Below are 25,639 nucleotides of genomic sequence, written 5' to 3' on the forward strand. Positions count from 1 at the left end.
CGGGCTCAGGCCAAAGCGTCGCTTATCCTTGAGCTGTGATCGAGGCTCGTCATCTCCGCGTCCTGCGCGCCGTGGCATCGACCGGTTCCTTCTCCGCCGCCGGGCGCGAGCTGGGCTGCACCCAGCCCGCCGTCAGCCAGCAGATGAAGGCCCTGGAGGCCTCGGTCGGCACCCCCCTGCTCGTGCGCACCGGACGCGAGATGCGGCTGACCCAGGCCGGGGAGTCGCTGGTGCGGCACGCCGCCGGGATCCTCGCCGGGCTCACGGCGGCCGAGGAGGAGGTCGCCGCCATCGCGGGACTGCGCGCGGGCCGGGTCCGCCTGGTCTCGTTCCCCAGCGGCAGCTCCACCCTCGTACCGACCGCCCTGGCCGCGCTGCGCGCCGCGCACCCCGGCACCCGGGTCTCCCTGGAGGAGGCCGAGCCGCCGAAGTCGGTCGAGCTGCTGCGCGAGGGCGACTGCGACGTGGCGCTCGCCTTCCGCTACGAGGGCGCGGTTGGCGCGGAGGAGTGGGACGACCTCGTCGTACGGCCGCTGCTGACCGACCGCCTCGTGGCTCTGGTACCCGAACAGCACCGGCTCGCGCGGACGGGATCCGACGGTTCCGTGGCCATCGGTGAGCTGGCCCGGGACCCGTGGATCGCGGGCTGTCCGCGGTGCCGCGGGCAGCTGGTCGAGGTCTGCGAGGGGGCCGGCTTCACCCCCCGCATCGACTTCGCGACCGACGACTACCCGGCGGTCGTCGGCCTGGTCGGGGCCGGCCTGGGCGTGGCCGTCCTGCCCCAGCTCGCCGTCGAGTCCGTACGGCCCCGAGGTGTACGCACGGTGACGCTGGAGCCGGCGGTGCGGCGGGAGATCGTCGCGCTCACCCTGCCTGACCTGGCCCAGGTGCCGGCGGTGACGGCGACGCTGGACGAGCTGGCCCGGGCGGCGTCGGCGCAGCCTGCGGCGCGCTGAGCGGCGGTCCGGGGCACCGCGTGCGTGCCCGTATCGGAGGGTCGTAAGGGGAGAAACGTTCCTTCAGTCAGTGATGTGCGGGGGCCTCCCCGCCGACCGGCGCCGTCGTCGCCATCAAACGGTGGCGGGCCCGTCCCATCAGCTCCTCGCGCTCGTCCTCGGTCAGTCCGCCCCACACGCCGTACGGCTCACGCACCGCCAGCGCGTGCGCCGCGCACTCGGCGCGCACCGGGCACCTCATGCAGACCTCCTTGGCCGAGTTCTCGCGAGCGCTCCGTGCCGCACCGCGCTCGCCCTCCGGATGGAAGAAGAGGGAGCTGTCCACCCCGCGGCACGCAGCCAGAAGCTGCCAGTCCCACAGGTCCGCGTTCGGTCCGGGAAGGCGGGAGAAATCTGCCATTGCGTGACCCCTTGTAGCCGATATGGGTAGATGCCGGGGATACAGCGTCCACGACGGTACAACTACGATCTAAGGAGATGAAAATATGACTCATTGCGAATCTAGCCTCAGACACCGCCGAAGTGGAAGAAAAGCGGCTAAATGGGGCACCGGTTGTGATGAAACGGCGCGGGTCCCACGCGCATGTCTGCTGCGTGGTCGACCCCTCACGTAGAGTGCCGAAGACGACACACAGCCCCGTAACTCTTTCGAGTGACCGTCGTTGAGAGTGCGGAGGCGGTTGAAGGAACAAGTGCTCGGGCGGACGTCCGGGACGGTCGACCGCACAGGTGACGATTTCGTACCAGCCTGGAGGCTCAACGTGACGCGCATCAGCTGCGGAGGACGGCCATGACTTCCGTCCTCGTCTGCGACGACTCCCCGCTTGCCCGAGAGGCGCTCCGCCGCGCGGTCGCGACCGTGCCCGGCGTCGAGCGCGTGACGACGGCCGCCAACGGCGAGGAAGTCCTCCGCCGCTGGGGTGCCGACCGCTCGGACCTGATCCTGATGGACGTGCGCATGCCCGGCCTGGGCGGCGTCGAGACCGTCCGGCGGCTGCTGTCCGCCGACCCCGGCGCGCGCATCATCATGCTCACCGTCGCCGAGGACCTGGACGGTGTGGCCCTCGCGGTCGCCGCCGGTGCCCGCGGCTACCTGCACAAGGACGCCTCGCGTGCCGAACTGCGCGCCACGGTCACGCAGGCCCTCGCCGACCCGACCTGGCGGCTCGCCCCGCGCCGGCTGCGCTCGGCCGAGATGGGCGCCGCGCCCACGCTCACCGCGCGTGAGATCCAGGTCCTGGAGGGCATGAGCCACGGCCGCTCCAACGCGGAGATCGGCCGCGAGCTGTTCCTCTCCGAGGACACCGTCAAGACGCACGCCCGGCGGCTCTTCAAGAAGCTCGGCGCCTCGGACCGGGCACACGCGGTGGCGCTCGGCTTCCGGTGGGGCCTGGTCCGCTAGGGCGTCCCGTGCGGTGGAGGCCGAAAGGGCCCGTCGGGGATGCCGTGATTCCCGCTTATCGCGAGGTGAGCGGGGGTGACAAGGCGACCCGCCGGGTGCCCGCTGCTCGTTTCGCCGCCGATGCCGCATCCTTGAGGTGTGGAGTTCCTCGGGGACGAGTCGGTCGAGCGGAATGGGAGGGCGCAGGGGATGAGTTCCGGCGCACCTGCTCATAACGCTTCGGTGCACAACAACGGGCACGAAGCCACGGATCGGACGGCCGCAAGGCACCATGGACCGATGCGTGACGACGAGGCGGCCCCTGACCAAGGGACGGTCGGTGGGCTCGTCCACCGCGCCGTCGACGGGGACGAGCAGGCCACGCACGATCTGCTCGCCCACGTTCACCCCTTGGCACTGCGCTACTGCCGTACGCGTCTGTCCCGGCTGCCCGGCGACGCCCGGCACTTCGTCGAGGACCTCGCCCAGGAAGTCTGCGTCGCGGTGCTGCTCGCGTTGCCCCGCTACAAGGACACCGGGCGCCCGTTCGAGGCGTTCGTCTTCGCCATCGCCGCCCACAAGGTCGCCGACCTCCAGCGCGCGGCGATGCGGCACCCCGGCTCGACGGCCGTCCCGTCGGACGAGATGCCCGAGCGGCCGGACGACTCACTGGGCCCGGAGGAGCGCGCGCTGCTCAACAGCGACGCCGCCTGGGCCAAGAAACTGCTGGCCAACCTGCCCGAGAACCAGCGGGAGCTGCTCCTGCTGCGCATCGCGGTGGGGCTCACCGCGGAGGAGACGGGTCAGATGTTGGGAATGTCACCCGGTGCCGTGCGGGTCGCGCAGCACCGGGCGCTGAGCCGGCTGCGGGCACTGGCGGAGCAGTGAAGGCCCGGGTGCGGCCTCGGTTCCGGCCCGGTGAACGGGCGTGGACCGGTTCCGTACGAAGCTACGAACGTCACAGGCGTCCTTGATCGTGGAATGAGCCACGCCCATTTCCCGTTAGCATGGACATCCGCACCGATCAAGGCCATTTGGGGAAGGTGTCATGACTGCCAACGTCGACGGAGTGCCCGAGAAGTTCGCGACGCTCGGGCTGACCTACGACGACGTGCTGCTGCTGCCGGGGGCATCCGCGGTGCTCCCGAACGCGGTCGACACCTCGTCCCGCATCTCCCGCAACGTGCGGGTCAACATCCCGCTGCTCTCCGCGGCGATGGACAAGGTGACCGAGTCCCGGATGGCCATCTCCATGGCCCGCCAGGGCGGCGTCGGTGTCCTGCACCGCAACCTGTCCATCGAGGACCAGGCCAACCAGGTCGACCTGGTGAAGCGCTCCGAGTCGGGCATGGTGGCCAACCCCATCACCATCCACCCGGACGCCACCCTCGCCGAGGCCGACGCGCTGTGCGCCAAGTTCCGCATCAGCGGCGTGCCGGTCACCGACGGCGCGGGCAAGCTGCTGGGCATCGTCACCAACCGCGACATGGCCTTCGAGAGCGACCGCTCCCGGCAGGTGCGCGAGGTCATGACGCCGATGCCGCTGGTCACCGGACAGGTCGGCATCTCCGGCGTGGACGCCATGGAGCTGCTGCGCCGCCACAAGATCGAGAAGCTTCCGCTGGTCGACGGCGACGGCGTCCTCAAGGGCCTGATCACGGTCAAGGACTTCGTGAAGGCCGAGCAGTACCCCCACGCCGCGAAGGACGCCGAGGGCCGGCTGCTCGTCGGTGCCGCCGTGGGCGCGAGCCCCGAGGCGCTCGACCGCGCCCAGGCCCTCGCCGAGGCCGGAGTGGACTTCCTGGTCGTCGACACCTCGCACGGCCACAACAGCAACGCGCTCAGCTGGATGTCGAAGATCAAGTCGAGCGTCGGCGTCGACGTCGTCGGCGGCAACGTCGCCACCCGCGACGGCGCCCAGGCCCTGATCGACGCCGGTGTCGACGGCATCAAGGTGGGTGTCGGCCCCGGCTCCATCTGCACCACCCGCGTGGTCGCCGGCATCGGCGTCCCGCAGGTCACCGCGATCTACGAGGCGTCCCTGGCCGCCCGGGCCGCCGGTGTCCCCCTGATCGGCGACGGCGGGCTCCAGTACTCCGGCGACATCGGCAAGGCGCTGGCCGCCGGTGCCGACACCGTGATGCTGGGCAGCCTTCTCGCGGGCTGCGAGGAGTCGCCCGGCGAGCTGCAGTTCATCAACGGCAAGCAGTTCAAGTCCTACCGGGGCATGGGCTCGCTCGGTGCCATGCAGTCCCGCGGCCAGGGCAGGTCGTACTCGAAGGACCGCTACTTCCAGGCCGAGGTGGCGTCCGACGACAAGCTCGTGCCCGAGGGCATCGAGGGCCAGGTGCCCTACCGCGGCCCGCTGGCCAACGTGCTGCACCAGCTCGTCGGCGGCCTGCGCCAGACCATGGGGTACGTGGGGGCCGCGACGATCGAGGAGATGGAGTCGAAGGGCCGCTTCGTGCGGATCACCTCGGCGGGTCTCAAGGAGAGCCACCCGCACGACATCCAGATGACGGTCGAGGCACCGAACTACAGCCGCAGCAAGTAGGCAGAAGGCCTTCCAGGGCGGCCCCGGAGCATCCGGGGCCGCCCTCGGTGTGCCCGTCGGGGATACTGGAAGGCGCTGCAACGCATCAGGGAAAGGCCACAGACGTGACTGAGATCGAGATCGGGCGCGGCAAGCGCGGCCGCCGGGCGTACGCCTTCGACGACATCGCCGTCGTCCCCAGCCGCCGTACGCGGGACCCGAAGGAGGTCTCGATCGCCTGGCAGATCGACGCCTACCGTTTCGAGCTGCCGTTCCTGGCCGCTCCCATGGACTCGGTCGTCTCCCCGGCCACCGCCATCCGCATCGGCGAGCTGGGCGGCCTCGGCGTGCTGAACCTGGAAGGGCTCTGGACCCGGCACGAGGACCCGCAGCCGCTGCTCGACGAGATCGCCGGGCTGGACACGGACAACGCGACCCGCCGCCTCCAGGAGATCTACGCGGCTCCCATCAAGGAGGAGCTGATCGGGCAGCGCATCAAGGAGGTGCGCGACTCGGGCGTGGTCACCGCCGCCGCGCTCTCCCCGCAGCGCACCGCCCAGTTCTCCAAGGCGGTCGTGGACGCGGGCGTGGACATCTTCGTCATCCGCGGCACCACGGTCTCGGCGGAGCACGTCTCCGGTTCGCACGAGCCGCTGAACCTGAAGCAGTTCATCTACGAGCTGGACGTCCCGGTGATCGTCGGCGGCTGCGCCACCTACACCGCCGCCCTGCACCTCATGCGCACCGGCGCGGCGGGCGTCCTCGTCGGCTTCGGCGGCGGCGCGGCCCACACCACGCGCAACGTGCTGGGTATCCAGGTGCCCATGGCGACGGCGGTGGCGGACGTGGCGGCGGCCCGCCGCGACTACATGGACGAGTCCGGCGGCCGGTACGTGCACGTCATCGCCGACGGCGGCGTCGGCTGGTCCGGCGACCTGCCCAAGGCGATCGCCTGCGGCGCCGACTCGGTGATGATGGGCTCGCCGCTGGCCCGCGCGACCGACGCGCCGGGCAGGGGCCACCACTGGGGCATGGAGGCCGTCAACGCGGAGCTGCCCCGCGGCAAGAAGGTCGACCTCGGCACGGTCGGCACCATCGAGGAGATCCTCACCGGCCCGTCCCACACCCCCGACGGCTCGATGAACTTCTTCGGGGCGCTGCGCCGGGCGATGTCGACGACCGGGTACAGCGAGCTGAAGGAGTTCCAGCGCGTGGAGGTCACGGTCGGGGACTCGCAGCACCGGCGGTAGTCACCCGCACGCGGTACCGAAGGGCCCGGAGCGACCGCTCCGGGCCCTTCGGCGTGTCCCCGGGTCAGAGCCGGTGCGCCGCCCCCGTGGGTGTGGCCCCCCGGGTGTCCAGGAGCAGCTGGGCCTTCACCGACAGGCCCTGGAGGTCGTACGTGCGGTGCTGCTGGAGGAGGATCGTCAGGTCGGCGTCGGCGGCCGTCTCGTAGAGGGAGTCGGCGCGGGGGACGGGGCGGCCGGCGACGTTCCAGGACGGGACGTGCGGGTCGTGGTAGCTGATCGCGGCGCCCATCGACATCAGGCGGGTGGCGATCTCCTCGGCCGGGCTGGCCTGCTGGTCGGCGAGGTCGGCCTTGTAGGTGACGCCGAGGAGGAGGACGCGGGCGCCGCGCGCGGACTTGCCGTGCTCGTTGAGGAGGGCGGCGGCGCGCTGGACGACGTAGCGGGGCATCTGGGAGTTGACCTGCTGGGCCAGTTCCACCATGCGCAGGCTGTGGGGGGCCTGGCCGGTCAGGTCCTGGGGGACGGAGTGGCCGCCGACGCCGGGGCCGGGGCGGAAGGCCTGGAATCCGAAGGGCTTGGTCTCCGCGCAGCGCAGGACGTCCCACAGGTCGACGCCGAGGTCGTCGCAGAGGACGGCCATCTCGTTGGCGAGGGCGATGTTGACGTGCCGGAAGTTGGTCTCCAGGAGCTGGACCGTCTCCGCCTCGCGGGGGCCCCGCGCGCGGACCACCTTGTCGGTGAGGCGGCCGTAGAAGGTGGCGGCGGACTCGGTGCAGGCGGGGGTGAGGCCGCCGATGACCTTCGGGGTGTTGGCCGGGGTGAAGTCGCGGTTGCCGGGGTCGACGCGGCTGGGGGAGTAGGCGAGGTGGAAGTCGCGGCCGGCGCGGAGCCCGGAGCCCTGTTCCAGGACCGGGCGCAGGAACTCCTCCGTCGTCCCGGGCTGCACGGGGGACTCCAGGATGACCGTGGTGTGCGGGCGCATGTGGGCGGCGAGGGTGCGGGCCGCGGCCTCGACCTGGGTGAGGTCCAGGCGGCCGTCCGCGCCGGGCGGGGTCGGGGCGCAGATGACGGCGGTGCGGACGCGGCCCAGCTCGTCCGGCCCGGTGGGGGCCCGGAAGCCCGTGGCGAGCATCCGGCGCACCTCGGCGGGGGTGAGCGGGTCGGCCTCGGGGCCGGTGCGGTAGCCGAGGGTGGGGATGCCTGCGGCGACGGCGGCCTGGGCCAGGGGCAGGCCGTACGGGCCGAGTCCGATGACGGCGAGATCTGCGGGCATGGCGTGGGCCGTCCTTCCCAGTAACCGAAGCGGGACAGGTGCGCAAGCCCGGTGGACAGGACGGGCGAGCACAACGTCAGACTAGGAGTAAATATGACCGATTTGCGGTATTGGTTCGGCGAGTTTCGGGGAGTGTCGAGCCCCGGCGGTGAGCTGCGGGGAAGTTGTCCACAGGCTGGGGGTCGCGCGGCGTCCGTTGTCGGGCAGCCCGGTCAGAATCTGGGCATGGTGGGTACCAGGACACGGGCTTCGCCCCGACGGGTGCGGCCGACGCGACCGACAGCGGGAGGCAGCAGTGAGGACAGCGACCCTGGGGCCGGCGCAGCGCGCCGAGTCGCTCGCGGCCATGGCCGAGCGCGAGCTTGACGTACTGGTGGTGGGCGCGGGCGTGGTCGGCGCGGGCACCGCGCTCGACGCCGTGACGCGAGGCCTGTCCACCGGCCTGGTCGAGGCACGGGACTGGGCGTCGGGCACCTCCAGCCGCTCCAGCAAACTGATACACGGCGGCCTGCGCTACCTGGAGATGCTCGACTTCGCGCTCGTACGGGAGGCGCTGAAGGAGCGCGGCCTGCTGCTGGAGCGGCTCGCGCCGCATCTGGTGAAGCCGGTGCCGTTCCTGTACCCCTTGCAGTACAAGGGGTGGGAGCGGTTGTACGCCGGCTCGGGTGTCGCGCTCTACGACGCCATGTCGATGGCCCGCGGTCACGGCCGGGGGCTGCCGATGCACCGCCACCTGAGCCGCGGTCACGCCCTGCGGGTGGCACCCGCGTTGAAGAAGGACGCGCTGGTCGGCGCGCTGCAGTACTACGACGCCCAGATGGACGACGCGCGGTTCGTGGCCACGCTGGTGCGCACGGCCGCGGCGTACGGCGCCCCCGTCGCCAACCACGCGCGGGTGACCGCCTTCCTGCGCGAGGGCGAGCGCGTGGTCGGCGCGCGCGTCCAGGACGTCGAGGCGGGCGGGGAGTACGAGATCCGCGCCAAGCAGATCGTGAACGCGACCGGGGTGTGGACCGACGACACCCAGTCGATGGTCGGCGAGCGCGGCCAGTTCCACGTCCGCGCCTCCAAGGGCATACACCTGGTCGTGCCCAAGGACCGCATTCACTCCAGCACCGGTCTGATCCTGCGCACCGAGAAGTCCGTGCTGTTCGTCATCCCCTGGGGCCGGCACTGGATCATCGGCACCACGGACACCGACTGGGACCTGGACAAGGCCCACCCGGCCGCCTCCAGCGCGGACATCGACTACCTGCTGGAGCACGTCAACTCCGTGCTGTCCGTGCCGCTCACGCGCGACGACGTCGAGGGCGTCTACGCCGGTCTGCGCCCGCTGCTGGCCGGCGAGTCCGACGCCACCAGCAAGCTGTCCCGTGAGCACACGGTCGCCCACCCGGTGCCCGGCCTCGTCGTCGTCGCGGGCGGCAAGTACACGACGTACCGGGTGATGGCCAAGGACGCCGTGGACGAGGCGGTGCACGGACTCGACCTGCGGGTCGCCGACTGCGTCACCGAGGACACGCCGCTGCTCGGCGCCGAGGGCTACCGGGCGCTGTGGAACGCGCGGAAGCGGGTCGCCGCGCGCACCGGCCTGCACGTCGTACGCGTGGAGCACCTGCTGAACCGGTACGGCGCCATGGCGGAGGAGGTGCTGGAGCTCATCGCCGCCGACCCCTCCCTCGGTGAACCGCTGCACGCCGCCGACGACTACCTGCGCGCCGAGGTCGTCTACGCCGCCTCCCACGAGGGCGCGCGGCACCTGGACGACGTACTGACCCGGCGCACCCGCATCTCCATCGAGACCTTCGACCGGGGCACGCGCAGCGCCCGCGAGGCCGCCGAACTGATGGCGCCGGTGCTGGGCTGGGACAAGGACCAGATCGAACGGGAGGTCCAGCACTACGAGAAGCGGGTCGAGGCCGAGCGGGAGTCGCAGCGCCAGCCGGACGACCTGACGGCCGACGCGGCCCGGCTGGGGGCGCCGGACATCGTGCCGCGATAGGGAAGGTGGCAGGGGCTGCCGGGGCGGGTGTGACTCAGGGTCACCCCGCCGTGCCACCCGCCCTCGCGCCCGGCCGGCGCCAGAGGCACCCGGGGCGTCGAGCACTTGTCGGGTGAGAGACAATGAAGGCTCTGTCAGGGCGGGTTGCATGAGGGGACGCATGTCGGAGGCGGAGCGGGCGGGGACATCCCGTACGGACAAGAGCGCACGTCTCCTCGCCGGGCGGTACCGGCTGGGAGACGTGCTCGGCCGCGGCGGCATGGGGACGGTGTGGCGGGCCGAGGACGAGACCCTCGGACGCACGGTCGCCGTCAAGGAGCTGCGGTTCCCGGGGAACATCGACGAGGAGGAGAAGCGGCGCCTGATCACGCGCACGCTGCGCGAGGCCAAGGCCATCGCGCGGATCCGCAACAACAGCGCCGTGACGGTCTACGACGTGGTCGAGGAGGACGACCGGCCGTGGATCGTGATGGAACTCGTCGAGGGCAAGTCGCTCGCCGAGGCCATCCGTGAGGACGGCCTGCTGGATCCGAAGCGCGCGGCGGAGGTCGGCCTCGCCGTTCTCGACGTCCTGCGCTCCGCGCACCGCGAGGGCATCCTGCACCGCGACGTGAAGCCGTCCAACGTACTGATCGCCGAGGACGGCCGGGTCGTCCTCACCGACTTCGGCATCGCCCAGGTCGAGGGCGACCCGTCCATCACCTCCACCGGCATGCTCGTCGGTGCCCCCTCCTACATCTCCCCGGAGCGCGCCCGCGGCCACAAGCCGGGACCCGCCGCCGACCTGTGGTCGCTCGGCGGACTGCTGTACGCGGCGGTCGAGGGCACCCCGCCCTACGACAAGGGCTCCGCGATCGCGACGCTGACCGCGGTGATGACGGAGAACCTGGAGGAGCCGAAGAACGCCGGCCCGCTGCGGGACGTCATCTTCGGGCTGCTCAACAAGGACCCCGTCCAGCGGCTCGACGACGCGGGTGCCCGCGCGATGCTCAACAAGGTCATCCACGCCCCGGACCGGGCGGCCGAGACCGAGCCGGCCGACGCCACCAAGGTCGTACCGCTGCCGGTACAGCCGGACGAGCGGACCCGCCGGGGCGGTTCGGCGGGCGCCGGGGGCAAGCGGGGCGAGGAGGCCGGGGAGCGGCTGCGCGGGGCGCTTCGCTCCGTGCGCAAGGCCGCCGTCGGGGCCGGCGCGGCCGGTGCCGCGGCCGCCTCCCGCGCCAAGCCGGGCGGCGCCGGCCGGGCCGCGTCGGACACCGCCGGTTCGGCCGGTTCCGCCGGAGTGTCCGGCGCCCCGGGTTCCGCCGCGCCCGCGACGTCGCCGACGACGGGGGCGGGAGCCCGTGCCGTCGGCGCCGGAGTGGGCTCGGAGCACGGTGCGTCGAACACGCCCGGGGGCACCCGGAGTTCCGGCTGGCCCGTCGTACCGCCGCCGGACCTGCCGCCCCGGTCCGTGCCCCGGGCACCGCTCACCGACGTGGTGCCGCGCCGGACGCTGGTGATCATCGCCGTCGTCGTGGCCCTCGCCGTGCTCGGCACCGTGCTGGCCCTCACGCTCGGCGGCGACGACGGGAACGGGGCCGAGGGCGGAAGCGGTGACAAGGCCGTTGCCACCGCCCCCGCGAGCGGCGGCACCAAGCAGGACGAGGAGAGCGGTACCGGTACCGACGGCGCGGCGTCGGATCCGGCGACGGACGGAGCCGCGGGCAGCGCGCCCGGCTCCGGAGCGAGCGCGTCCGGTGGCGCCGGGGCCGGCTCGGGCGATGCCGGAGAGTCCGGTGCCGACGAGGGCGCGGCCACCACCCACCAGGGCAAACAGGGCTACGGCATCGGACTGCCCGAGGGCTGGAAGTACCAGTCCACGGGCTCCGCGGGCGACCGGTTCACCGGCCCCCAGGGGCAGAAGCTGCTCGTCGCCTGGACGTCCACGCCCAAGGGCGACCCCGTCACGGACTGGAAGAACCAGGAGCGGTACATGGTCCGCTCCCAGTACCGGAAGATCCGCATAGAGAAGGTGGGCTACCGCGGCTGGAACGCGGCGGACTGGGAGTTCACCTACACGGACGGCGGCACCAAGTACCGGACCGTGGACCGGGGATTCGTCGTCAACGACCACCAGGGTTACGCGCTCATGTACACCGCGAAGGCCGCCGACTGGGACGGTGACCTGCGCCGGGACACCTGGCAGACCCTGACGAAGACCTTCCGGCCCAAGTCCTGAACCATCGGGCCCCGGGTTTGAGCGGCCCGATATCTGGCATCCCCTCTTTGTGGGTTGCCTCCGGCACGTATCGTGAGTGCTTGCGGACCGTACGCAGCCGGAACGGCCCGCCGGGCGAACGGAATTGACCGACGGGCTGCCGGGGGTGGCGACGTGGACGACTATGCGGGACGGGTACTCGCCGACCGCTACCGCCTGCCCCTGCCGCCGTCCGACGAGTACGAACTCACCGAGACCCGGGCCTTCGACACGTACAGCGGTCAGGAAGTCCTGGTCCGGCAGGTTCCGTTGCCGGAGGTCGTCGAGGCCGAGGTGCTCGACGCGGACGGCCTGCCCGAGGGCTTCACGGCCCGGGACGGCGGCGCCCGCAACCCCGGCAGGCGGTCGCCGGACGCGCGCGGCGGCCCCCGGCGGCCCGCCGACCCGGTGGTACGGCGTGCCGTCGAGGCCGCGCAGGCCGCGGCCGCCGTTCCCGACCATCCGCGCCTGGACCAGGTCTTCGACGTGTTCGCCGAGGGCGGTTCGCTGTGGATCGTCAGCGAGCTGGTGGCCGCCAGGCCGCTGGCCGCCCTGCTCGCCGAGCAGCCGCTGACGCCGTACCGGGCGGCCGAGGTGGCCTCCGACGTCCTCCTGGCGCTGCGGGTGCTGCACACGTACGGCTGGGTGCACCGCAACATCACCGCGCGCACGGTGCTCGTCTGCGACGACGGGCGCGTGATGCTGACCGGCCTGGCGGTCGGGGCGGCGGAGGAGGCGCTGTGCGGGTACGACCCGGTGCCCGCCCCCGAGAGCGAGGAGGGCCCGGGTACCGCGACGAACGCGACGACCGCCCCTGACGGGACCTTCGGCCGGGGCGGCGGCACGGGGACCGGGGCCCTCGGCCCTGGCCGGGCTGGGATCGGGACCGGGGCGGACGCTGGGCTTCCTGGTCCGGGTGGTGCCGGGGCCGGTGGTGCGGGCGCTGGGCTTCCTGGTCCCGGTGGTGCGGGCCCGGGGCGCTATGGCTCCGGTGGTGCGGACCCCGGGTTTTCCGGTCCCGGTGGTGCCGGGGCCAGAGGCGCCGCCCCCGGGGACGTGCGGGCCGGGATGCTCGGGCCCGGCGGTGCCGATCCCGAGGCTGCCCGGCGGGCCGCCATCGAGGCGCGGACCGTCGGCGGGCTGCCGGTACCCGGTGCCCAGAGGCCGGGCGGCGCCCCCGCCGGGCTCGCCCCCGCGCCGTTCGACACCGGCGGGGACGTGCGCGCCGCGCGCGCCGGGGCGATTGCCGCCTACCGCGCCGGGGCACGGGCCGCGGCCCGCGTCCAGGAGGCGCAGAACGGCCGCGCGGCCCTGCCCGGCGCCCGCCCCGCCCCCGACAACGACACCGACGCCGCCCAGCGGCCCCGTACGACCGGCCCCGGCACGCCCCCCTCCGGCGCCCGGCCCACCGAAGCGCCCGGTCACGGTGCCGCCCCGCCCGGGCAGATCACCGACCCCTACGGCGTACGGACGGCCTCCTGGCACGGCGCCACCCCCCGCCCCGCCGGCGACCGGGTCCCCACCGCCCCGCCCGCCTCCTCCGTGCCCCCCGCTCCGGAGGCCGGACGCCCTCTGCCCGCCGCCCCGCCGCAGGAACCCGGCCCCGCGACCACCGCCGGGCACTGGGACGACATGGTCGCCCGCGCGCCCGCGCCGCGCGGACCGGCCACCGCGCTCGCCGCCGAACGGGCACGGCAGACGCGGATGGCCGTGGTCGGGCCGGTCACCGAGCGCTGGGCGCCGGAACAGGCCGGGCCCGTGCACGAGAACTGGCAGCTGGCCGCGCCCATCGGACCCGCCACCGACCTGTGGGCGCTGGGCGCGCTGCTCTTCCGCGCCGTACAGGGGCACGCGCCCTATCCGGAGGAGTCGACGGCCGAGCTGGTGCAGATCGTGTGCGCGGAGCCGCCCGCGTTCGCCGAGGAGTGCGGGCCGCTGCGGCCGGTCGTGGAGTCGCTGCTGCGTCAGGACCCCACCGAGCGCATCGACTTCGAGGAGCTGAGCGGCTGGCTGCGCTCTCTGGTGCGGTCGGCGCCGGAACCGGAGGCCGGCCTGCACGTCGTCTCGGCCCCGCCCGTCGAAACCAGCCGGCTGCCCATCGTGCGTCGCCGGGGCGAGCTGGTGCGCAGACGGCGTGCCGGGCTGCCCGCGCACCACGGACGGCACAAGCGGGGCAGGCAGGGGACGGCCCGTTCACCGCGCAGCCTCGGCCGGACACTGCTCCTGGTGATACTGCTCGTCCTGGCCGGAGCGGTCGCCTACGCCATGTTCTTCATGCCGAAGAGCGACACGAGCGGCACCGGCGGCACCGACCGGACGGGCGCCGCCGGCGAGGCGAGCCAGGCACCGCCCGAGCGGTCCCCGGACGTCAGCAGCGAACCCCGGCCGGAGCAGACGAAACCCGAGCCCGGACCCAGTGCCTCCCAGACGGAGGGCGGTTCCACCGAGACGCAGACCGACGACCCCGACGTGGCCGACGGTTTCGCCCTGCGCAAGGACGCCGAGGGCTTCCGCGTCGCCGTCGCCGAGGGCTGGAACCGCACGCCCCGCAACGGCAGCGGCCAGGTCGTCTACGGAAAGGGCGACTTCGAGCTCATCGTCGTACCCGGCCGGGACCGGGCGGCCGAGTTCGGCGACGACCCGATGGTCTACCAGCGTGACAGCGAACCCGAGCTGGAGTCGTACCGCGCCTCCAGCTGGGCCACCTCCAGCGGCCTGAAGACCATCGAGGTCGGCGGACGGACCATGGCCGAGGGGCAGTTCACCTGGACCGCGGCCGACGGAGGCGAGCTGTACGTGCGCAACGTCGCGATGCTGATCGACGGGCGCTACCACGTGCTTCAGGTCCGTGGCCCGGAGGCGCAGCGCGACGAGGTGACCCGGCTGTACGAACAGGCGTCGGCGAGCTACCGGTTCACAGACTGACCGACTCGGTGCGACGGCTGATGGCGCGCCAGTTGTCGCCGAGCCGAGCGCCGTTGGGTCCGATGGTTGCCTCCTGCCCCGGAAAGCGACAACCGTCACAGAGCGGTTTCCATGGCCCCCCACCCGTTCCCCGTACGCGGGCCGGTCCCTAGTCTGACCCTGGACAAGACCATTGCGGGGCAACGTGAATCAGATGCAGGGCCGGCTCGTCGCGGGCCGTTACCGGCTCGAGGACGCCATCGGCAGCGGCGGCATGGGCCGGGTGTGGCGCGCACACGACGAAGTGCTGCACCGGATCGTCGCCATCAAGGAGTTGACCGCCGCGCTCTACGTCTCCGAGAGCGATCAGGCGATACTGCTGGCGCGCACCCGGGGGGAGGCGCGCGCGGCGGCGAGGATCAACCACTCGGCCGTCGTCACCGTGCACGACGTACTCGAACACGACGGCCGGCCCTGGATCGTGATGGAGCTGGTCGAGGGCCGCTCACTGGCCGACGCCGTCAAGGAGGACGAACGGGTCGAGCCACGGGAGGCCGCCCGGATCGGCCTGTGGGTGCTGCGCGCCCTGCGCGCCGCGCACACCGCCGGTGTCCTGCACCGCGACGTCAAGCCGGGCAACGTGCTGCTCGCCGACGACGGCCGGGTGCTGCTCACCGACTTCGGCATCGCGCAGATCGAGGGCGACTCCACCATCACGCGGACCGGGGAGGTGGTCGGCTCCGTCGACTACCTGGCGCCCGAACGCGTCCGGGGCCACGACCCGGGCCCCGCCTCCGACCTGTGGGCGCTCGGCGCGACGCTGTACACGGCGGTGGAGGGCAGGTCGCCGTTCCGCCGTACGTCGCCGCTCACCACCATGCAGGCGGTCGTCGAGGAGGAGGCCACCGAGCCCCGGTACGCCGGACCGCTCGGGCCCGTCATCAGTGCCCTGCTGCGCAAGGAGCCGGCCACGCGGCCCGACGTGACCGAGACCGAGCAGATGCTCGCGGAGGCGGCGGAGGGACGGCGGTCCGACGCGGCCCAGGCGTACGTGCCGACGCAGTACTCGGGCCCGGCGGGGCACGGCGGCACGTCCCACTGGGGGACACCGGGGCCGGCGGGCGGGAACACCGCGACGCCGTACCGGCCGATGACCGGCCCGACGGTGGTCGGCCCCGCGGCGACGGGGCATCCGGCACCCGGTCACGCGGCGGCGGGGCATCCGGCACCCGGTCACGCGGCGGCGGGGCATCCGGCACCCGGCCCCGCGACGGCGGGCCCGATGCCGACGGCGCAAGCGCCGGCCGGACCGGTGGGCGCCGCCGCTCCCCGGCGTCCCCGGCGCGGCCGGCTGCGTATGCTCGCCCTGGTCGTGACCGTCGCGGCCCTCGTCGGCGCGGGCACCGTCGTGGTGCTCCAACGGGGGGACGAAGACGGCTCGTCGGCCGGTCCGGACCCCACCCGTTCGCCGTCCGCCTCCATCTCCCCCTCCCCCTCCGCCTCGGCCACGACCGGCAAGGACCCCGGCAGCTCCGTGCCGGCCGACTGGGTCCGCCACGACGACCCGCTGGGTTTCGGCCTCTCCCTGCCCGAGGGATGGCAGCGGACGGAGTTCGACGACTCCGGCGAACTCCAGCAGGTCGACTACACCCCCGACGGCGGCGAGCACATCATCCGTATATCCGTCGACACCGCTCCCGACTACAACGACCCCTACGCACACCAGCTCGACCTGGAGGTGCAGCTCCACCGTCTGGTCGGCTACCAGCGCGTCACCATGGAGCGCACCACCTACCGCGACCGTGACAGCGCCCGGTGGGAGTACACCTGGACCGCGCTGGCCAAGGACACCCCCTTCCCCGGCCCGCGTCGCGCCGTGGCGGAGATGTACATGTCCCGCGACGGTGTCGAGTACGCCCTCAACATGTCGGGGCCGGCGAACGACTGGCCGACCATGCAACGGCAGTTCGGGGCGGTGCTGCGGAGCTGGCAGGAGAAGACCGGCTGAATCACCGCCGTGCGACGGCCGGCAACCGGCCGGGTGCCGCCCGCGCACCCGTCGGTTGTCGGCCACCCGTGTGACGGCGGCCCGGAGTCGGCGCGTCCGGTGCGGCATGATGGGACGCATGGTGACCGAGGGGGCGGGCGGGCGAGTCATCGCGGGCCGTTACCAGCTCCACGAGCGGCTCGGGCGCGGCGGAATGGGCATCGTATGGCGGGCGACCGACCAACTGCTCGCCCGTGAGGTGGCCGTGAAGGCGCTGCCCCTCGACGAGAGCCTCTCCGCGGCCGAGGCCCGGCGGCGCCGCGAGCGCACTCTGCGCGAGGCCCGAGCGGTCGCGCAGCTGAGCCATCCGCACGTCATCGTCGTGCACGACGTGGTCGAGGCCGACGCGCGCGCGTACATGGTCATGGAGCTGGTCGACGGCGGGTCGCTCGCCGACCGCGTCCTGAGCCACGGCCCGGTCGACGCCGCCGAGGCCGCCCGGATCGGCATCGCCCTGCTCGACGCCCTGCGCACCGCGCACGCGGCCGGCATCCTGCACCGGGACGTGAAGCCGTCGAACGTGCTGGTGGCCGAGGACGGCCGGGTCGTCCTCACCGACTTCGGCGTGGCCCAGGTGGCGGGCGCCACCACGCTCACCGAGACCGGCTCCTTCGTCGGTTCCCCCGAGTACACCGCCCCCGAGCGGATGTCCGGTGCCGGGACCGGGCCGGAGTCCGACCTGTGGTCGCTGGGCGTGCTGCTGTGCGCGGTCCTCAGCGGCGCGTCGCCCTTCCACCGGGACTCGCTGGGCGGTGTCCTGCATGCCGTGGTCACCGAGGAGATCCGCCCGCCCGCACAGGCCGAGCCCATCCTCCCGGTCGTACGGGGCCTGCTGCAACGCGACCCCGGACAGCGGCTGGACGCGGCGGAGGCCGAGCGGATGCTGCGCGCCTTCCTGACCACGGGCCGTACGCCCGCGCCCCACCGGGAGGGCGCGTCCCGGCGCGTGACGCGGGGCGTGCTCGTCGTGGCGCTGCTGGTCGTCGTGGCGGCGGGCGCGGGCGTCACGGCGGCGGCGCTGCTCGCGGACGGCGACGGTGCCGGAGGCGGTACGCCGAAGAGTTCGGCGCCCGCGACGCCGACGACGGAGCCGATGCCACCGTCCGGGGCGTCTTCCGGGGCGTCCACCGGGGTTTCCTCCGACGCCTCCTCCGCGGCCTCCTTCACGTCTCCGCCCCCCGGGGAGTCCGCCGCAACGGACCTAAACAGGAGATAAGCGGCAGCGTGCGTCACGGGTCTGTGACCGCGCGCCACGAGTGGTGGATACGGACGCGTCCGGCGCGATATGGATGGACGCATGAGCAGCAACGGGGGACGCCGCAACGGGACGGACGAGCCGACGAGTTTTGGCCTGCAACCACCGAATCCGGCCGTCGCAGTGCCGCATCCCGGCAACCCGTACGCGGCACCCACCCAGGTCGTACCGCCGCAGGCGCAGGCGCAGGCGCAGGCGCCGTCGCAATCGCCGTCGCGGCCCCGGTCGCAGCCCGAGCCTGCGGCGCCGTCCACGCGGGACCCGGGCGTCGGGCGGCTCATCGCCGGCCGCTACCGGCTGATCGCCAAGCTCGGGCACGGCGGCATGGGCACGGTGTGGCGGGCGAAGGACGAGACCGTGGACCGCGAGGTCGCCGTCAAGGAACCCCGCGTACCCGAACACCTTCCCGAGCGCGAACGGGACAACGCCTTCGAACGGATGCGCCGCGAGGCGCGCGCCGCGGCCCGGCTCGATCATCCCGCGGTGGTCGGTGTGCACGACGTCGCGGTGGTGGACGACCAGCCGTGGATCGTGATGGAGCTGGTGCGGGGCCGCTCGCTGGGCGACGCGTTGCAGGAGGGCACGCTGGGCCCGCGGGAGGCGGCCCGGATCGGTCTGGAGGTGCTCGGCGCGCTGGAGGCCGCGCACGCGGCCGGTGTCCTGCACCGGGACGTGAAGCCGGACAACGTACTGCTCGGCCGGCACGACCGGGTCGTCCTCACCGACTTCGGCATCGCCCAGATCGAGGGCGAGACCAACCTGACCGACACCGGCGGCTTCGTCGGCTCGCCGGAGTACATCGCCCCCGAGCGGGTGCTGGGCCAGCGCCCCGGCCCGGCGAGCGACCTTTGGTCGCTGGGCGTGGTGCTGTACGCGGCGACAGAGGGCGTCTCGCCGTTCCGCCGCAGCAACACCCCCGCCACGCTCCAGTCCGTGCTCAACGCGGCGCCCGCGCCGCCCGCCGCCGCGCGGGGACCGCTGGCCGAGGCCATCACGGGCCTGCTGGACAAGGACCCGGCGCGCCGCCCGGACGCCGCACGGGTCCGGGCCCTGCTGGACGCCGTCGCGAACCCGCCCGAGCCGGCGGCCACCCAGGTCGTACGGGCCCCCGAGGAGGACGAGCCGTCCGGGCCGGCGTCCAGGTGGAGCGTCCGGCTGGGCCGCAACGCGTGGATCACCCTCGGCGCGGCGGTCGTCGCGGCGGCGGTGGCGTCGTACCTGGTGATCGCGGACCCCTTCGCGGGGCCCTTGCCGGAGGGGTGGAAGAAGCAGGAACTCGGCGCGAAACACGGCATGAGCGTCGGCGTGCCGGCGTCGTTCGAGAAGCTGGAGCACCCCGACAACTGGGACGGCACCACCGAGTCGTTCGCCGACCCGAGCGGTGCGGTCACCGTCCACGTGGACCGTGACATCAAGGCCGACGACGATGACGACAAGATCCCGGACTCCGCCATGGCCAACGCGTGGGCGGACTGGGACGTGTTCAAGGACGGCGAGTACACGTCGAACTTCGCCGACGATCCCGCTCCCAAAGGCGAACCGGTCGCGACCGAGTACAAGGACGGCAGAGCGGCCGAGAACGTCATCGCCTACACGACCACGGACACGCGCAATCCCCGCAAGCGGGAGTACCACGTCGTCTACTACCGGGCCGGCAACGGCGACATGTACAAGGTCTCGATCGACTACCCGCGCGAGGGCTACTTCGCCGACGAGGGACGGGACATCGCCCGGACGGTGATCGCCAACTGGGAGATCGACAAGCCCTGACGGGGGATCAGGACCGGCCGGCCGCACCGCCGAGGGCCTTGCGGCAGTGACCGGCGGCACCGGCCCCGCTCCGGAGCGGCAGGAATCGGTCAGGTTCAGCCATCCCGCGTAACGCCCTGATCAGTGGGTTTGTTGCCAGCGATCACTGGCAATGTGTGAGCACTCGGTGAATCCCGATTACCGACGGGTACACAAAGCCCTCGCGGCGTCATACCCTGCGGCTCATGACGGATGCGCAGGCCCCGGAAATCACCGGCACGAACCCTCTCGCCCCCGCCCCCGCGGGCGCCCGCACCGCTGCCGACGTGGTGACGCCCGAGCTGGTCGCCCAGCTCACCAAGGGCGTGGCCGGCTCCGGCCGCACCGCCAACCACTCGCCGTTCACCGGCGAGAAGCTGGCCGACCTGCCCGAGTCGACACCCGAGGACGTGGCCCGCGCCTTCGAGCTGGCCCGCGCCGCCCAGGCCGTCTGGGCGCGCACCCCGGTACGGCAGCGCGCCGCCGTCCTGCTGCGCTTCCACGACCTGGTCCTCGAACGCCAGGCCGAGGTCCTCGACCTCATCCAGCTGGAGACCGGCAAGGCCCGCCTGCACGCCCACGAGGAGGTCCAGGCCGTCGCCGTCGCCGCCCGGCACTACGGCCGCAAGGCTCCCGCGTACCTGCGGCCCAAGCGGCACACCGGCGCCGTACCGACCCTCACGAAGGTCACCGAACTGCGCCACCCGCGCGGGGTCGTCGGCCAGATCGTGCCGTGGAACTACCCCCTCGAACTCTCCGTGGGCGACGCCCTGCCCGCACTCGTCGCGGGCAACGCGGTCGTGATGAAGCCCGACACCGAGTCCTGCCTCACCGCCCTGTGGGCCCGTGACCTGCTGATCGAGGCCGGGCTGCCCGCCGACGTCCTCCAAGCCGTCATCGGCGTCGGCCCGGTGATCGGCCCCGAGGTCGTCAAGCACGGCGACTACGTCTCCTTCACCGGCTCCACCCGCACCGGCCGCGAGGTCGCCACCGTCGCCGCCGACCGCCTGGTCGGTGTCTCGCTGGAGCTGGGCGGCAAGAACGCCATGCTGGTCCTGGCGGACGCCGACATCGAGAAGGCGGCGGCCGGTGCCGTCCGCGCCTGCTTCTCCTCCGCCGGCCAACTGTGCGTTTCCATCGAGCGGCTGTACGTCCACGAGTCGGTCGCCGACGCGTTCCTCGACCGCTTCGCCGCCCGAACCCGGGCTGTGCGGCTGGGCAGCGCCCTGGCCTACGGCGCCGACATGGGGTCGCTGGTGAGCGGGCATCAGCTGGAGACCGTCAAGCGGCACGTGGAGGACGCCGTCGCCAAGGGGGCGCGGATCGTGGCCGGCGGGGTGGCCCGCCCCGACATCGGTCCGTACTTCTATGAGCCGACCGTCCTCGAAGGCGTCACGGACGCCATGACGCTGTGCTGCGAGGAGACCTTCGGGCCGGTCGTCTCCGTGTACCGCTTCTCGGACGTGGACGAGGCCGTCGAGCGCGCCAACGCCACGTCGTACGGGCTCAACTCCTCGGTGTGGACGACCGACGCCCGCGTCGGGCGGGAGGTCGCCGCCCGCCTGCGCACCGGCACGGTCAACATCAACGAGGGCTACGCGTCCGCGTACGGCAGTGTCCAGTCCCCGATGGGCGGCATGAAGGAATCCGGCCTCGGCCGCCGGCACGGCTCCGAGGGCATCCTCAAGTACACCGAGTCCCAGACGGTCGCCCACCAGCGGCTGCTGCCGATGGCGCCGTCGCTCGGGATGGACGACGAGAAGTACGCGCAGTTCATGAGCCGGAGCCTGCGCCTGATGAAGGCCCTCCGCCTCCGCTGAGCAACCCCGCCACCCGTACCCGTTCTCAACGAGGAGAGCACGTGTCACAGGAGAAATCCGCCCGGACCCGGGACGAGAACGGGTACGACTACGACGTCCTCATAGTGGGTTCCGGCTTCGGCGGTTCGGTCTCCGCCCTCCGCCTCACCGAGAAGGGATACCGGGTCGGTGTCCTGGAGGCCGGCCGCCGCTTCACCCGCGGCACCCTCCCCAGGAACTCCTGGGACCTCAAGAACTACCTCTGGGCCCCGAAGCTCGGCATGTTCGGCATCCAGCGCATCCACCTGCTCGGAAATGTCATGGTCCTGGCAGGTGCCGGTGTCGGCGGCGGGTCCCTCAACTACGCCAACACGCTCTACGTGCCGCCGAAGCCCTTCTTCGACGACCCCCAGTGGCGGGACATCACCGACTGGCACGACGAGCTGACGCCGTACTACGACCAGGCCCGGCGCATGCTCGGGGTCCGGCTGAACCCGACCATGACCCCGTCCGACGTGCACCTGAAGGCCGCCGCCGAGCGGATGGGCGTCGGCGACACCTTCCACATGGCGCCGGTCGGCGTCTTCTTCGGCGACGGCGAGGACGGCGACGGCACGACGAAGGCCGAGCCGGGCGAGCGGGCGGCCGATCCCTACTTCGGCGGCGCGGGCCCCGACCGCAAGGCCTGCAACGAGTGCGGCGAGTGCATGACCGGCTGCCGGCACGGCGCGAAGAACACCCTCAACGAGAACTACCTGTACCTCGCCGAGAAGGCGGGCGCCGTCGTGCACCCGATGACCACGGCCGTCTCCGTCACCGACGACTCACGCGGCGGCTTCGCGATCGCCACCCTCCCCACCGACCGGCGGAAGAAGGACGCGGGCCGCACCTTCACGGCCCGCCGGGTCGTCCTCGCCGCCGGCACCTACGGAACCCAGACCCTGCTGCACCGCATGAAGGCGAGCGGCCGGCTCCCCCACCTGTCCGACCGGCTCGGCGAGCTGACCCGCACCAACTCCGAGGCGCTGGTCGGCGCCCAGACCGACGACCGGCGTTACCGCAGGGCCACCGGCGAGCCGCGGGCCGACTTCACGCGGGGCGTCGCCATCACGTCCTCGATCCACCCGGACGCCGACACGCACATCGAGCCGGTCCGTTACGGCAAGGGATCCAACTCGATGGGCGGCCTGTCGATCCTCCAGGTCCCCTATGCCGGGCATAACGCCTCGGGCGCGTCCCGCGTCCTGGGCTTCCTGGGCCACGCGGCCAGGCACCCCTCGCGGGTCCTGCGTTCCCTGTCCAACCGGCGCTGGTCGGAGCGGACCATCATCGGCCTGGTGATGCAGTCACTGGACAACTCCCTGACCACGCATCTGAAGCCGACGGGTGTCGGCAAGGGCCTGCTCACCGCACGCCAGGGCCACGGCTCGCCCAACCCCAAGCAGATCAAGGCCGCGACGGAGGGCGCCTCCGCCCTGGCGGCCGAGATCGGCGGCTTCGCCGGCTCCAACGTCGGCGAGCTGATGGGCACCCCGCTCACCGCGCACTTCCTGGGCGGCTGCCCGATCGGCGCCTGTCGCGAGAGGGGCGTCATCGACCCGTACCACCGCCTCTACGGGCATCCCGGCATCTCGGTCGTCGACGGTGCCGCGGTCTCCGCGAACCTGGGCGTCAACCCGTCCCTGACCATCACGGCGCAGGCCGAGCGCGCGATGTCGTACTGGCCGAACAAGGGCGAGAGCGACCCGCGCCCGGTCCAGGGAGCGGCGTACGAGCGCATGGCCCCCGTCGAGCCGAAGTTCCCGGCGGTCCCGGCGGAGGCCTTCGGCGCGCTGCGGCTGCCGTTCCTGGGGATACCGGCGGTGCCGCCGAAGGAGTAGCGGCGGCGGACACACAGAAGGACCTGCGCCCCCCTCCGAGCGCAGGTCCTTCCCGTCTTGCCGTACCGCTGGTTACGCCTCGATGCCGGCCTTACGGCGACGCACCAGGAACACCGCGCCGCCACCGACGACGACGGCGAGTCCGCCGACGAGCCCGATCGTCGGCAGCGCGGAGCTGGAACCGGTCTCGGCGAGGCTGCCGGTCGGCAGCTCGGAGACGTTGCCCTGCGGCTTCTTCACCGAGATCTTGTCGTCCTTGCCGCCCTTGTCACCCTTGTCGCTCGGCTTGGCGGTGCCCGGGTCGGGGTTGCCGGAGCCGGGCTTCAGGACCTGGAAGTCGTACTGGGCCCAGCCCGAGGCGATGCACTCCTGGCCGTCGACGTTGTCCAGGTAGGCGCCGAAGGCGAAGGAGTAGGCGTCACCGGCCGGGGCCTTGGCGTCGATGCTGACCCGCAGGTCGACGGTCTTGCTCGCCTTGGCCTTCAGCTTCTCCACGAAGAAGAAGTAGTCACCGGCCCACTCGTCGTCGCCGATGCGGTCCCAGGCGCCGGTCTCGGGGTTCTTGAACTCCAGGTCGACGTACGAGCTGAGGAACTTCGACTCGTCCTCGAACTCGTAGTTCTCCACCTCGGCGTAGAACGCGACTTCCTTGACGTCGGTCTTCGACTCGTTGGTGACGACGAGCTGGAACGCGTGGTGGCCGTCGCCCGCGACGATCTTGCCCGGCAGGCCCTTGATGTCCGCGGACACCTTGGCGGCGGAGTACTCCGCGTCGACGTCTTCGCAGAACGGGACCTCGGCCTCGGGGTCCTCCGGCTCCGTCGGCTCGTCGGTCGGCGCCGACGTCGACGGGGCGGGGCTGGTCGTCTCGGAACCGCCGGGGGTGCTCGCGTCGCCGGACGGCGTCGACGCGTCGTCCGACGGCGTGGACTGACCGTCGGTGGGGGTGCTCTGCCCGTCCGACGGCGTGGACTGGCCGTCGGTCGGGGTGCTCTCTCCCTCCGAGGGGGTGGTCTTGCCGTCGGAGGAGGAGTTCTGGTCGCCCGAGGAGGTGTCCGCCTCGGACGAGGAGCTCGCTGCCGGGGCCGGGCTCTCGGTCGCGAAGGCGGCCGGTGCCGACAGGAGCGCCAGCGGAGCGATGACGGACGTCGCGGCCATGGTCACGATGGCGCGGCGAAGCTTCATGAAGACCTCGTGAAGTCAGGCGTACCGCATGCTCGCGGTACGGGGCTCTGAGGAGGCCTCCGCGTGTGGGACGCGGTGGACCCTTCGGACCGATCTGCTCGATCGGTTCGGCCTGTTTGATCGGCGAAGTCTGTGAATGGTTGTGCCCGACCTGACAAGAACTTTATGTGACCCGCGTCACGCCTGTGAGCGGGGAGGTGGGCGAGATGGGGGAGATGCCAGAGGTGGGGGAGATGTCTGAGGTGGGGGAGGTGGGAGAGGTGGGGGAGCTTGAGGTGACTGAGGAGGCGAAGGGGGAGGCGCGGGAGGCGAAGGGGGAGGCGCGGGAGGCGAAGGGGACGGCGATGGCACGGCGAAGGGCCCCGCGGAGTGTGCGCCGCGGGGCCCTTACTCGGCCGGCACCGGCGTCAGGGCGGTGCCGGTGCCTGGGGGGCGGCGCCGGGGGGTTGCACCGCTTGTCTCGGGTGGCACGAGTTGTGTGTGGGGCTGTGTACGGGGCTCCGGCCCTCTCCGTCGTACCGCATCGGGCTGGACGGGGAGGCCTCCGCAACCGTTCGGTCCGGTTTCGGACCCATTCCGTCGGCCGGCTCCGGGCGTCCCCGGAGCCGGCCGTTCTCTAGGGTGACCGGGCTGCTGTCCCCTGCCGTCCGGTCACTTTCTGGAGCGAGGTCCCACGACGCACGGCACGATCCGCACGTCTCATCGCTCCAGCGAGCCACGCGTGGTTCTTTCGGGCCCGCCCCTGGCTGGCACGGACACCGGGACCAACGAAAGGCCCGGGCACCGGTAACGCGCCGTACGGGTGAGAAGTCCGGGAAGTCGCCCGAACTCGGCTGCGACACTCACACGCGCCCGCGGCACAGCTCCAGCATCGTCATCGCCAGCGCCGTACCCGGCTTGCCCAGCGCCTGGCGGTAGTGGTCGAGGACCTCCATCTCACGGGAGAGGTTCACGCGCCGGCCACCGGAGGTGATCCGGGCCTCCTGGATGACGGCGGAGACGGCCATCCGTTCCTGGATCAGGCCGATGATCCGGTCGTCGAGCGCATCGATGCGTTCACGGGCGCCGGTGATCACACCGGCGGCCTCGGTGGTGCGGGCGCCGGTCTTGTCCGCCTGGTCCGCTGCGGTGACGGTCATCTCGGTGG

17 protein-coding genes are annotated in these 25,639 nt (G+C 72.6%); 13 read left to right on the forward strand and 4 right to left on the reverse strand.

All coding sequences use genetic code 11. From position 1 onward, the window contains the following. Window positions 1–35 precede the first annotated feature (35 nt). Entirely contained in the window at window positions 36–956 is a 921-nt protein-coding gene (locus ACH4F2_RS04385; RefSeq protein ID WP_398131150.1) for a LysR family transcriptional regulator, read from the forward strand. A gap of 67 nt (window positions 957–1,023) precedes the next feature. On the opposite strand, the gene ACH4F2_RS04390 is transcribed toward ACH4F2_RS04385, so the two are convergent. Further along, window positions 1,024–1,356, reverse strand: coding sequence for a WhiB family transcriptional regulator (locus tag ACH4F2_RS04390; protein WP_398131151.1), 333 nt, complete (start codon window positions 1,354–1,356; stop codon window positions 1,024–1,026). A gap of 390 nt (window positions 1,357–1,746) precedes the next feature. Here ACH4F2_RS04390 and ACH4F2_RS04395 point away from each other — a divergent pair, with 390 nt between their 5' ends. The 4 genes from ACH4F2_RS04395 (at window position 1,747) to ACH4F2_RS04410 (ending at window position 6,120) form a co-directional block, all read left to right on the forward strand. Then, a complete protein-coding gene (locus ACH4F2_RS04395) occupies window positions 1,747–2,358 on the forward strand; it encodes a response regulator transcription factor (protein WP_003948568.1) in 612 nt (203 codons plus the stop codon). Between the two features lie 279 nt (window positions 2,359–2,637). Then, a complete protein-coding gene (locus ACH4F2_RS04400; RefSeq protein ID WP_019329587.1) occupies window positions 2,638–3,225 on the forward strand; it encodes a sigma-70 family RNA polymerase sigma factor in 588 nt (195 codons plus the stop codon). A gap of 160 nt (window positions 3,226–3,385) precedes the next feature. Then, window positions 3,386–4,891 carry an IMP dehydrogenase gene (gene guaB / locus ACH4F2_RS04405; RefSeq protein WP_398131152.1) on the forward strand — a complete coding sequence of 502 codons (1,506 nt, stop codon included), beginning with the start codon at window positions 3,386–3,388 and terminating at the stop codon, window positions 4,889–4,891. Between the two features lie 104 nt (window positions 4,892–4,995). Beyond that, the gene (locus tag ACH4F2_RS04410; RefSeq protein ID WP_398131153.1) at window positions 4,996–6,120 is read left to right on the forward strand and encodes a GuaB3 family IMP dehydrogenase-related protein; all 1,125 of its coding nucleotides are present in this window, start codon (window positions 4,996–4,998) and stop codon (window positions 6,118–6,120) included. A 64-nt stretch (window positions 6,121–6,184) separates the two neighbouring features. On the opposite strand, the gene ACH4F2_RS04415 is transcribed toward ACH4F2_RS04410, so the two are convergent. After that, window positions 6,185–7,393 carry a nucleotide sugar dehydrogenase gene (locus ACH4F2_RS04415; RefSeq protein WP_398131154.1) on the reverse strand — a complete coding sequence of 403 codons (1,209 nt, stop codon included), beginning with the start codon at window positions 7,391–7,393 and terminating at the stop codon, window positions 6,185–6,187. Window positions 7,394–7,688: 295 nt separating this feature from the next. Between ACH4F2_RS04415 and ACH4F2_RS04420 the strand changes: the two genes are divergently transcribed. The 8 genes from ACH4F2_RS04420 to ACH4F2_RS04455 all read left to right on the forward strand — a co-directional run bounded on the left by ACH4F2_RS04420 (window position 7,689) and on the right by ACH4F2_RS04455 (window position 23,307). Beyond that, entirely contained in the window at window positions 7,689–9,395 is a 1,707-nt protein-coding gene (locus ACH4F2_RS04420) for a glycerol-3-phosphate dehydrogenase/oxidase (RefSeq protein ID WP_398131155.1), read from the forward strand. Between the two features lie 160 nt (window positions 9,396–9,555). Next, window positions 9,556–11,616: a serine/threonine-protein kinase gene (locus ACH4F2_RS04425; protein WP_398131156.1), complete on the forward strand. Its 2,061-nt coding sequence runs from the start codon at window positions 9,556–9,558 to the stop codon at window positions 11,614–11,616. A 153-nt stretch (window positions 11,617–11,769) separates the two neighbouring features. After that, a complete protein-coding gene (locus ACH4F2_RS04430; RefSeq protein ID WP_398131157.1) occupies window positions 11,770–14,559 on the forward strand; it encodes a protein kinase in 2,790 nt (929 codons plus the stop codon). 193 nt (window positions 14,560–14,752) lie between these two features. Next, complete coding sequence (locus ACH4F2_RS04435) at window positions 14,753–16,546, forward strand: protein kinase (RefSeq protein WP_398131270.1); 1,794 nt, start codon at window positions 14,753–14,755, stop codon at window positions 16,544–16,546. Between the two features lie 109 nt (window positions 16,547–16,655). After that, window positions 16,656–17,801 carry a serine/threonine-protein kinase gene (locus ACH4F2_RS04440; protein ID WP_398131271.1) on the forward strand — a complete coding sequence of 382 codons (1,146 nt, stop codon included), beginning with the start codon at window positions 16,656–16,658 and terminating at the stop codon, window positions 17,799–17,801. An 81-nt stretch (window positions 17,802–17,882) separates the two neighbouring features. Beyond that, a complete protein-coding gene (locus tag ACH4F2_RS04445; RefSeq protein ID WP_398131158.1) occupies window positions 17,883–19,610 on the forward strand; it encodes a serine/threonine-protein kinase in 1,728 nt (575 codons plus the stop codon). A 224-nt stretch (window positions 19,611–19,834) separates the two neighbouring features. Next, window positions 19,835–21,448, forward strand: a complete 1,614-nt coding sequence (locus ACH4F2_RS04450; RefSeq protein WP_398131159.1) for a succinic semialdehyde dehydrogenase — start codon at window positions 19,835–19,837, stop codon at window positions 21,446–21,448. 41 nt (window positions 21,449–21,489) lie between these two features. Beyond that, a complete protein-coding gene (locus ACH4F2_RS04455) occupies window positions 21,490–23,307 on the forward strand; it encodes a GMC family oxidoreductase N-terminal domain-containing protein (protein ID WP_398131160.1) in 1,818 nt (605 codons plus the stop codon). A 72-nt stretch (window positions 23,308–23,379) separates the two neighbouring features. On the opposite strand, the gene ACH4F2_RS04460 is transcribed toward ACH4F2_RS04455, so the two are convergent. Next, window positions 23,380–24,492: an LAETG motif-containing sortase-dependent surface protein gene (locus ACH4F2_RS04460; protein WP_398131161.1), complete on the reverse strand. Its 1,113-nt coding sequence runs from the start codon at window positions 24,490–24,492 to the stop codon at window positions 23,380–23,382. An 842-nt stretch (window positions 24,493–25,334) separates the two neighbouring features. Continuing rightward, window positions 25,335–25,631: a chorismate mutase gene (locus ACH4F2_RS04465; RefSeq protein ID WP_398131162.1), complete on the reverse strand. Its 297-nt coding sequence runs from the start codon at window positions 25,629–25,631 to the stop codon at window positions 25,335–25,337. Between the last annotated feature and the right edge of the window lie 8 nt (window positions 25,632–25,639).

It is taken from the genome of Streptomyces sp. NPDC017890, from assembly GCF_044328675.1.
GTDB lineage: Bacteria > Actinomycetota > Actinomycetes > Streptomycetales > Streptomycetaceae > Streptomyces.

Excerpts from the sequence above, each read along its gene's own strand:
- ACH4F2_RS04460 (WP_398131161.1), bottom strand. The coding sequence starts at position 24,492 with ATGAAGCTTCGCCGCGCCATCGTGACCATGGCCGCGACGTCCGTCATC.
- ACH4F2_RS04390 (WP_398131151.1), bottom strand. The coding sequence starts at position 1,356 with ATGGCAGATTTCTCCCGCCTTCCCGGACCGAACGCGGACCTGTGGGAC.
- ACH4F2_RS04400 (WP_019329587.1), top strand. The coding sequence starts at position 2,638 with ATGCGTGACGACGAGGCGGCCCCTGACCAAGGGACGGTCGGTGGGCTC.
- ACH4F2_RS04425 (WP_398131156.1), top strand. The coding sequence starts at position 9,556 with ATGTCGGAGGCGGAGCGGGCGGGGACATCCCGTACGGACAAGAGCGCA.
- guaB (WP_398131152.1), top strand. The coding sequence starts at position 3,386 with ATGACTGCCAACGTCGACGGAGTGCCCGAGAAGTTCGCGACGCTCGGG.
- ACH4F2_RS04435 (WP_398131270.1), top strand. The coding sequence starts at position 14,753 with ATGCAGGGCCGGCTCGTCGCGGGCCGTTACCGGCTCGAGGACGCCATC.
- ACH4F2_RS04465 (WP_398131162.1), bottom strand. The coding sequence starts at position 25,631 with ATGACCGTCACCGCAGCGGACCAGGCGGACAAGACCGGCGCCCGCACC.
- ACH4F2_RS04395 (WP_003948568.1), top strand. The coding sequence starts at position 1,747 with ATGACTTCCGTCCTCGTCTGCGACGACTCCCCGCTTGCCCGAGAGGCG.
- ACH4F2_RS04445 (WP_398131158.1), top strand. The coding sequence starts at position 17,883 with ATGAGCAGCAACGGGGGACGCCGCAACGGGACGGACGAGCCGACGAGT.
- ACH4F2_RS04450 (WP_398131159.1), top strand. The coding sequence starts at position 19,835 with ATGACGGATGCGCAGGCCCCGGAAATCACCGGCACGAACCCTCTCGCC.
- ACH4F2_RS04440 (WP_398131271.1), top strand. The coding sequence starts at position 16,656 with ATGGGACGCATGGTGACCGAGGGGGCGGGCGGGCGAGTCATCGCGGGC.
- ACH4F2_RS04415 (WP_398131154.1), bottom strand. The coding sequence starts at position 7,393 with ATGCCCGCAGATCTCGCCGTCATCGGACTCGGCCCGTACGGCCTGCCC.